This window comes from Streptomyces sp. NPDC042002 (genome assembly GCF_055588305.1).
Map to the genome: position 1 here is coordinate 181,098 of NZ_JBVJCT010000010.1, position 8,779 is coordinate 189,876.

At 70.4% G+C, this 8,779-nt stretch carries 7 protein-coding genes; 4 read left to right on the forward strand and 3 right to left on the reverse strand.

What is annotated here, in order from left to right:
• The first annotated feature begins 12 nt into the window (after positions 1 to 12).
• Both ACZ6KY_RS17965 and ACZ6KY_RS17970 read left to right on the forward strand, forming a co-directional pair.
• Positions 13 to 576 (forward strand): YceI family protein, encoded by a 564-nt coding sequence (locus ACZ6KY_RS17965; RefSeq protein ID WP_469311231.1) that lies wholly within the window; start codon positions 13 to 15, stop codon positions 574 to 576.
• 93 nt (positions 577 to 669) lie between these two features.
• Entirely contained in the window at positions 670 to 1,065 is a 396-nt protein-coding gene (locus ACZ6KY_RS17970; RefSeq protein ID WP_469311232.1) for a hypothetical protein, read from the forward strand.
• A gap of 361 nt (positions 1,066 to 1,426) precedes the next feature.
• On the opposite strand, the gene ACZ6KY_RS17975 is transcribed toward ACZ6KY_RS17970, so the two are convergent.
• The 3 genes from ACZ6KY_RS17975 to ACZ6KY_RS17985 form a co-directional block, all read right to left on the reverse strand.
• Positions 1,427 to 2,677 carry a PP2C family protein-serine/threonine phosphatase gene (locus ACZ6KY_RS17975; RefSeq protein WP_469311233.1) on the reverse strand — a complete coding sequence of 417 codons (1,251 nt, stop codon included), beginning with the start codon at positions 2,675 to 2,677 and terminating at the stop codon, positions 1,427 to 1,429.
• 453 nt (positions 2,678 to 3,130) lie between these two features.
• The gene (locus tag ACZ6KY_RS17980) at positions 3,131 to 3,454 is read right to left on the reverse strand and encodes a hypothetical protein (protein ID WP_469311234.1); all 324 of its coding nucleotides are present in this window, start codon (positions 3,452 to 3,454) and stop codon (positions 3,131 to 3,133) included.
• A gap of 16 nt (positions 3,455 to 3,470) precedes the next feature.
• Complete coding sequence (locus tag ACZ6KY_RS17985) at positions 3,471 to 5,180, reverse strand: nickel/cobalt transporter (RefSeq protein WP_469311235.1); 1,710 nt, start codon at positions 5,178 to 5,180, stop codon at positions 3,471 to 3,473.
• A 424-nt stretch (positions 5,181 to 5,604) separates the two neighbouring features.
• Between ACZ6KY_RS17985 and nicT the strand changes: the two genes are divergently transcribed.
• Both nicT and ACZ6KY_RS17995 read left to right on the forward strand, forming a co-directional pair.
• Positions 5,605 to 6,681, forward strand: a complete 1,077-nt coding sequence (nicT, locus tag ACZ6KY_RS17990; RefSeq protein WP_469311236.1) for a Nickel transporter NicT — start codon at positions 5,605 to 5,607, stop codon at positions 6,679 to 6,681.
• A 294-nt stretch (positions 6,682 to 6,975) separates the two neighbouring features.
• Entirely contained in the window at positions 6,976 to 8,655 is a 1,680-nt protein-coding gene (locus ACZ6KY_RS17995; protein ID WP_469311237.1) for a DUF4331 domain-containing protein, read from the forward strand.
• Positions 8,656 to 8,779 lie beyond the last annotated feature (124 nt).

The following is an 8,779-nucleotide window of genomic DNA, read 5'->3' on the forward strand; positions in this document are numbered from 1 at the left end:
CGAGGAGCAGCGATGTCTGCACCCAGCGAAGTCCAGATCCCCGGCTACACGGCCGGAACCTGGACCATCGACCCGGTCCACTCGCACGTGGGCTTCATGATCAAGCACATGATGGTGAGCAAGGTACGCGGCCGCTTCACCAGTTTCACCGGCACGATCACGACCGCCGAGGACCCGTTCGCCTCGACCGTGGCGTTCACCATCGATGCCACCTCGATCGACACGGGCAACACCATGCGGGACGACCACATCCGCTCGGCGGATTTCTTCGACGCCGAAAAGCACCCCGCGCTGACCTTCACCTCGACAGGCGTCCGCCACGGGGACGGGGAGTTCCTCATCGAGGGCGATCTGGCCATCCGCGGCACCACCCGGCCGGTGACTCTGACCCTGGAGACGCCCGCGTTCGGTCCCGGCCCCCAAGGCGGCACCAAAGCCGGCTTCTCCGCGACCACCGAGATCAACCGCATGGACTTCGGCGTCAGCTACAACGGCCCCATCCCCGGCGGCGGCATGGCACTCGGAGAGAAAGTGCAGATCATTCTCGACATCGAGGCAGACCTCACCACTCCTTGAGAGGACAACGCGCTGTTCTCGGCCGCCAACCAGCAGGGGCACTCACTGCCGGTGGACCGAGGGACCTCGATTGCGAACCTGGCCGCCATCCCCATGGCCAGAAGTCCGAACGGCTCCTGGAACGACCAGGCCCAGTCCGCGCTGGCGTCCCGCTTCGTGGGGAACCTGCGCGTCGACCAGGAGTTGCGGGGCCACTGGGCGGAAGGCGCGGGACACCCCTACTCCTTCCGGCTCACGATGTACGCCGAGGACACCCGCGTCATGAAGTGGGCCGTGGGCTTCGGTGCCCTGCCGGAGGGAACCTCCCTGTCCAAGAGCTTCACCGACGCCTTCTGGGGCGAGATCCTCCGCAACGGCACCGACGGTGCCGTCCTGCTCGGCTCCCCCAAGGCGGCGGACACAGCGTCGATCCCGGGACGGCCCTTCCCGTCGACCTTCAGGTCGTCCACCCCGACGAAGACCCCGCCTACGAACGTCTCATCGGCCTGAACGCACAACAACTGGGCTGACCCGGCACTCGGCCCACCCCGAACTCCCCCGAGCCTCAGAAGGACGGGCAGCCATGCCCTGCACCGGGACCACTGGCGACCAGAGCAGGACGGTGACTACCGCTTTGATTCCCGGCTCACGTGCCCAGGCGTGCCGCCGGTTCCGCTCGTGACACGGCGGGCCCTCCGCCGGCAGATCCGCCGAGTCCTCGCGCGCCTGGTCCAGGAGGAGGACGGACCCTTCCCTGTCGACAGGTGAAGGCGGAACGGGCCCGCCACCTGGTGGTGGGCCCGCCATCGGGTTCAGCGGCGGGTCTCCCACTCCAGGATGATCAGCGCCCTGCCCCCGGCCCCACCCGCACTCAGCCCTGGGACGCGGTCCGCTGCCTCGGGCGGCCGGCGGAGGCCTGCTGGACGTCCGCTCCGGAGCTGACGTGCCGCTGGGTCTCCTGGGGACCGTGCCAGTCCAGACACATCACGGTGGCATCGTCTTGAAGCCGGCCACCGGCCGCCTCCCGGACCGCGGACGTCAGCGTCAGCACGGTCTCCCGAGGGTGCAGGTCACGGGTGCGCGCCAGCAGAGCGAGCAGATCGACCTCCTCCCCGCGATGTTCGAGCATGCCGTCCGTCAGCATGAGCAAACGGTCACCGGGGCGCAGATCGACATCCTGAACGCGGTAGGAGTGCGGAACGCGCACGGACAGCCCGAACGGCTGGTCCACCTCGCAGGTCATCACCTCCGCGGCCCCCTCGCGGACACGCAGGGGCCAGGGATGACCGGCGTTGACGAGCTGGGCCCGCCCGGTGGGCAGATTGATGCGCAACAGCTGCCCGGTGGCGTGACCGTGGCCGTGGGCGGCCAGGGCCTGGTCGGCCCGGCGGGCCTGCTCGGCCAGGTCGGCTCCCGCGCGGCGGGCCCCGCGCAGGGCGCCCACCAGGACCGTGGCGGCCAGAGCAGCGCCGATGTCGTGGCCCATCGGGTCGGTCACCGACACATGCAGGGTGTCCCGGTCCAGGGTGTAGTCGAAGGTGTCGCCACTGAGGTCCTCGGAGGGCTCCAGATTCCCGCACAAGGTGAACTGCGCGGCCTCGCACGACAGCGACGGGGGCAGCAGCTGGTACTGGATTTCCGCTGCCAGGGTGGGGGGCCTGGAGCGTTTTCCCCAGGTGTAGAAGTCGGTGAAGCGCCCGTTGGCGATCACGACATAGGCCAGGACATGAGCGGCCTCCCCGACCGCTTCGAGGACATCCTCGCCGGGGGCGGCCGGCAGGAGCAGCTCCAGCAGTCCGATGGCGTCCCCCCGGTTGGTGACCGGTACGATCACACGCTGCCCCCGGCCCGTCGACTCCTGATACAGCCGCTGCGTACGGATCACCTGCTCGTACACGCTGCCGAACATCGGGATCCGCTCTGCTTCCGGCCCGCCCTCCACCGTCCCAGCGGTGGACAGCCGTGCCACCGCCCTCCCCGTCAGATCCACGATGAGGAAGGAAACCCGCGTCGCCTCGAAACGCCGCCGCAGGTCTTCCGCGACCACGTCAACGGCGTCTATCGGCGCCGCCGTCTCCGCTGCCGTCAGCAGCCGGGGAAGTTCACTCTTTCCACCGCTCACGGCAGCAGTCCCTTCCACCCGCCCTCATCCCAGCTTGGGCACCATCACGATCAGCGGCAACCGGTGCGACTCAGTGAACGCTGGGGGTGTGGCCTGCCCCTTTCGGGGCTGCCAGGGACGAAGCGGGGGTCTTCGTCGCCCCATGTGTCAGTACGGTGCGCTTCGCTGTCCGCCATGGGAACTCACGCAAGCGACCGTCAACGCCCTGCTGGCCCAACTCGGCCCGGGAGAAAGGTACATGTACCTGCCCATCGGCTTGGGCCCGCAGGAACTGACCGACCTGCGGGGGTGGCCTCAGGCCGGGTCCCGCATGATCCGCCGAGACACCGAGGCCCGGGCCCCGTACCGGGATCTCGCCAGGCCGCTTCGGGTCGTTGCACCGCCGGCTGCCGCCGCCAGGTCCGGTATCCAGGGCTCGTGCGTCGCGGCGGCTGAGCGAACGGAGTTCGCCTCCTAGCGTTTCGCCGCGTTGGTTCTGCCGCCGAGTGCGGTGTAGAGGTCGGTCCAGCGCCGGTCGGTGCCGGTTGATGGCTTGCCGTCGCAGAAGGCTTTGGTTCCGTTGGCCGTGTAGTAGCGCAGCATCTGGAGGACGGCCCGGGTGTCGGCCTTGGTGCCCGCGGTGTATCTGCTGCCGGGCGGCTGTTTCTGGTGGACTCGGCACACGGGGGTGGGGTCGTTGGCCTGTACGTCCAGTCGGCCGTCGGCCGAGGCGCCGCATCCACTGAGAGCGATGGCGCCGAGCAGGGCGGCAACGGGGGCGATAGGTCGGCGTGCCATGGGAATCTCCCGGGTGCTACAGGACGGTTTGCAGGCCGCGCGCCATCATGCCCAGGCCGACGACGAGAACGAGAGCGGCGGTGAGCAGCGCGGTGTAGGGGGCGATGCGGGGTACCCAGGCGAGCAGCGGGCGGTTGGCGAGGCGTCCGGCCCGGTCGCCGATGCGGACCAGGAGCAGTCCGACGGCGGTGAGCGTGGCCGCCATGCCGAGGCCGTAGGCCAGCACCAGGGCGGCCCCGAAGACGGTCCGGCCCAGGGCGATCGCACCGAGGAGGACGACCAGCGCGGAAGGGCTGGGGACGAGGCCCCCGGCGACGCCGAGTCCGATCAGGCCGCGGGTGGAGAAGGGTGGCGCTTCGCCGTCGCCCGGCGGGCGGGCGTGGCGGTGCCCGAACGGTCCGTGGCGGTGCGACTCGCTGTGAGCGTGGGTGTGGATGTGATGCTCCGCGTGGTCGTTGTCATGGTCGTGGTCGTGGTCGTGGCGGTGATCGTGTGGTTGGTGGTCGGCATGGGCGTGGGCGTGTCCGTGCTCAGACACGGCTAGGCTCGCCGAGGCGTCCGGCTCGTTGTCTCCAGGAGTGGGGCTTGCGGCGCCGACCAGGGCCGGGGCCATCCGCAAGGAGCTGTCGCCGGGGCTGTCGGCCGCGGCGGACCGGCGCCGTCGGCGTGAGCGTCGTACGGTGTCGGCCAGCAGGACCCCTCCGACCACGGCCACCAGTGCGCCGCTGACGACGCCGAGCCAGTTCAGTACCGCGTCGCCGGCGAGCGAGGAGAACGTGGTGAGGCACAGGCCGATCACGAGGACGCCGGCCGTGTGCGTGATGGTCACGGTGGCGCCGACCGTCACCGCGTCGCGGGTCCTGCCGCGCCGGCCGGCCAGATAGGCGGCCATGACGGTCTTGCCGTGGCCCGGCAGCAGCGCGTGGCCGGCGCCCAGCACGATCGAGAGCAGCACGGCCAGCAAGCCGACCGGAACGGTGAGGCGCATGGCACCGGCCAGCGAGGTCAACTGCCGGGACAGCGACTCGACTTGGCCGGTAAGACCGCCACCCGAACCCGGCCCGCCCGTCGGGTCGGCGGCGCCGGACGCGCCCTCGCCCGCGACCGCCGTGAAGTGGGCCCGGGTGTCCCCGCGCGGGGTGGCCAGCAGGTCACGGGGGTAGTCACGCAGCTCGTCGGTGACCGATGAGGCCGGCACGCTGGACTGCCGCAGGTGGGCGCCGTCGCCCTTGGCGGTGATCTCGTTCCAGCCGACCCGGGTCGCGTCCACACCGGTGGCAACCTCCAGCGCCACCGGGCCGCCCGCCAGGTCCAGCGGCGCGTGGAGACGGCACTCCAGACGGCTGGTGCGCAGTCCTGCCTGGCCGGGCCGGTACGCGAAGGCGGCCGAATCCACCGTCCAGGCCAGGCGCCGCGGCGTGGTGACGGCCAGTCGGCCGGTCGCGTCGGCGCAGCGGGCCGCGGCCCATGCGGCGCGTTCGGACGCGCTCTGGCTGCCGTCGTGGTCGGCGTCGACGGTGGTCGCCGCTTGAAGCGTCGGAATCTCGGCGGTGTCGGTCACGGCGAGCACATCCACCCGGTCGGGGCGGACCGTGAAGGCGGTGTAGTGGTTGATGGAGAAGTTGCCGAGCGGATGGGCCTGCGCGGGAGGCGCCTCCGCGCCGAACAGCCACAGCGCGATGCCGGCCACCGCTGCCACACGCCGGCCGAGGTGGCCATGTCTCATGGGACGCCTCCGCGCCGGTGCCGTAGGAGGGACGCCGAACGGCATCCGAAGGCGTCGCCCGCCCTGGTGACCGCAGTGATACCCGTCCGTGCTCCGCGGGGGTCGACCGGCCGGCCTTCTCACTCGCGCGGCTCACCACGGCCACCGAAACGGCCCACTGGGGGACTTCCAGACCCGGAGATCGGTGCGGCGCCCCGGCATCCGGGAGAGCGCGGCGCGACGGCGGCAGCGCGTCCGAGCGCCCCTCGGATGCGTCACTCGCACCTGATCTCAAGTCTCAAATGCTCATATATTGCAACAAGGGGCTCCGTGCGGTGCGGATGCTCGTGCCCCTCCGCACGAAAGGCGAGTGCATATGGCAGCGAGCACCCCCAGCACCGCGGCGTCCGCAGTTCCCTCTTCATCTGTGGGCCGGGCGCTCCGGATGTTCACCCGACCTGAGCGGCGGCGTCTCGCCGGTATGGCGGCGTTCATCGCGGCACTGCACATCATCGGCTGGTTCACTCTGGTGGCTGTCGTGGTGCCCGGTCACTACAGCGCCAACGGGCGGTCCTTCGGGATGGGGATCGGCGTCACCGCCTATGCCCTGGGGATGCGCCACGCCTTCGACGCAGACCACATCGCGGCCATCGACAACACCACCCGCAAGCTCATGAGCCAGGGCCGGCGTCCGCTGTCGGTGGGGTTCTGGTTCTCTCTGGGGCACGCCAGCGTCGTCTTCGGCCTCACCTTCCTCCTCTCCCTCGGACTGAAGTCCCTCGCCGGGCCCCTCAAGGACGACAGGTCCCAGCTCCACCGGCTGACGAGCCTGATCGGCACGGCGGTCTCCGGAACCTTCCTGTACGCCATCGCCGCGGTCAACCTCGTCGTGCTGGCCGGGATCTGGAAGGTCTGGAGGCGGATGCGCGCCGGGGTCCTGGACGAGCAGGCTCTGGAGGAGCAGCTCGACAAGCGGGGCCTGATGAACCGTCTGCTGGGCCGGGTGACGAACTCGATCGACAAGCCCTGGCAGATGTATCCAGTGGGCCTGCTCTTCGGTCTCGGATTCGACACCGCCACCGAGGTCGCCCTGCTCGTCATGGCCGCCTCGGGTGCCGCCACCGGTCTGCCCTGGTACGCCGTGCTGTGTCTGCCGGTGCTGTTCGCCGCCGGCATGAGCCTGCTGGACACCATCGACGGTTCCTTCATGAACGTCGCCTACGGCTGGGCCTTCTCGCATCCTGTCCGCAAGATCTACTACAACCTCACCGTCACGGGCCTGTCGGTGGCCGTCGCCCTGATCGTCGGCACGGTCGAACTCCTCGCCCTGCTCGCCGACCAACTCGCCCTGACAGGCGGATTCTGGCGCTGGGTCGCCGCACTGGACCTCAACACCGTCGGCTTCGTCGTGGTGGGGCTGTTCGCCGCGGCCTGGGCCTGCGCCCTGCTGGTGTGGAAGTACGGCCGCATCGAGCAGCGGTGGACCACCCCGAGCGCGCCGGCCGAAGCCAGGAGTGAATGAGCGGCACCGAGTCCGCCGGCCGAAGCGGGGGGAGTGAGCGGCACCCTCGTGGTCCACCCCTGAGTAGCGGAGCGCGGCGGCTTGGGACGCCCGTTCGGCTTTCCAGCGTTGCAGGCCTGACACGCCCGTGGTGACTTGTTCGTAACTTAAGTCGCATTGCGGACGCATTGCAGTGAGGCCTGCGCCCGTGACGGGCGGGGTCAGGGCGGTCCGTTTGGGGCTTCGAGTGTCCACCGCCGTCAGCCTGCCCTCCCGTCCCCGGAGCGGCGGGCTCCCACCCGAAACGGATGGCTCATGGATTGCTCCCGCTCGCGCCGGAGGTTCCCGGCCCGCCCGGCCGAACGTGCGCTCGCCACCACCGGCGTCCTCGCCCTGGTGTCCGCCGCCGCCCTCACCGGTCTTGCGCCAGGCGTCAGTTCGGCCTCCAGCCACCGCGAGGCGCCGCTGATCGCCGGCGACCCGAAGGCGGACAACACCGACGTCTACGCCTTCACCAGCCCGGACAAGCCCGACACGGTGACGATGGTGGCGAACTGGATCCCGTTCGAGGAACCGAACGGCGGCCCGAACTTCTACCCGTTCGCCAACGACGCCCACTACAACATCAAGATCGACAGCAACGGCGACGGCAAGGCCGACACCACCTACACCTGGTCGTTCACCGACCACATCCGCGACGCCGCCCACCAGTTCCTGTACAACACCGGCGTCGTCAACAAACTGGACGACCCGACCCTGAACTTCCGCCAGACCTACGACCTGACGGTCACCGACGCCCACGGCACCAGGACCCTGCTCAAGGACGCCCCCGCCGCGCCCTCCAACGTCGGCAAGGCCTCGACGCCGAACTACGCGTCGCTGCGCAAGCAGGCCACCCTGCAACTCCCGGACGGCGGACAGTCCTACGCCGGACAGGCGTCCGACCCGTTCTTCGCGGACCTGCGGGTCTTCGACCTCCTCTACGGAGGGAACCTCTCGGAGACCGGCCACAACACGCTTGCCGGCTACAACGTCAACACCATCACCATCCAGGTGCCCAAGAAGGACCTCGCACTGGGCGGCAACCCGACCCGCAACCCGGTGATCGGCGTATGGTCCACCACCGACCGCCAGGGCGCTCAGGTCAGCTCGTCCGGGAGCAAGGGCGCGCAGGGCACCTCCTCCAACCGCGACACGGACGCGGCGAACGACGGGAAGGCGCCGGGCAGGGACGGGACGGGTGCCGGATCCGGATGGCACCAGGTCTCCCGCCTCGGCAACCCACTGGTCAACGAGGTGGTCGTCCCGCTGAAGTACAAGGACGCCTTCAACACGATCAGCCCCGACCAGGACCACACGGTCACCCCGGTCGTCGACGCGGTCAAGGACCCGATCCTGCCCAAGGTCGTACAGAGCATCTACGGCGTGCCGGCCCCCGCGACCCCCCGCAACGACCTGGTGGAGATCTTCCTCTCCGGGATCTGCAAAGCCTGCGGACCCATCAAGGCGGACCTCAACTCCCAGCTCCTGAACGGCGACGTCGACAAGAACGCGTTCACCCCGAGCGAGGAGCTGCGGCTGAACATGTCCGTGGCGCCCGCCGCCAAGCCCAACCGCCTCGGCGTCCTCGGCCAGGACCTGGCCGGCTTCCCCAACGGGCGCAGGCTCACCGACGACGTCCTCGACATCGAGCTCCAGGCCCTGGAAGGTGCCGCTCAGAGCGGCAAGATCGTGCCCGCCCTCGCGGCCGGCGACGGCGTCAACGCCCCGTACAGCCCGCCCGGCGCGTCGTTCCCCTACGTAGCGCTGCCCAGCACCGCCGCGGTCAACCAGGCCGGTTCCCTCAGCCCCGACGGCGGCGTCGGAGCGGGCTTCGGCGGCACCGCCTTCGGCGGCAACTTCCCTGTCGTCGCGGCGACCGCTGCCGGCGGCGGCGTCCTGCTGGCCGGGGCCGGAGTCCTCGCCCTGCGCCGTCGGCGGACCGACCGGGCGTGAGCGCCCCCGTCGCACCGGGTCGGACGCCCCCCCCACCAGGGGGCGGGGGGCCCCTCCTCGTCCTCGGCCCTCCCCTCGGCACCCCCTTATGCTAGCTAGGCCTGGCACCCGCCGACCCCCCCCC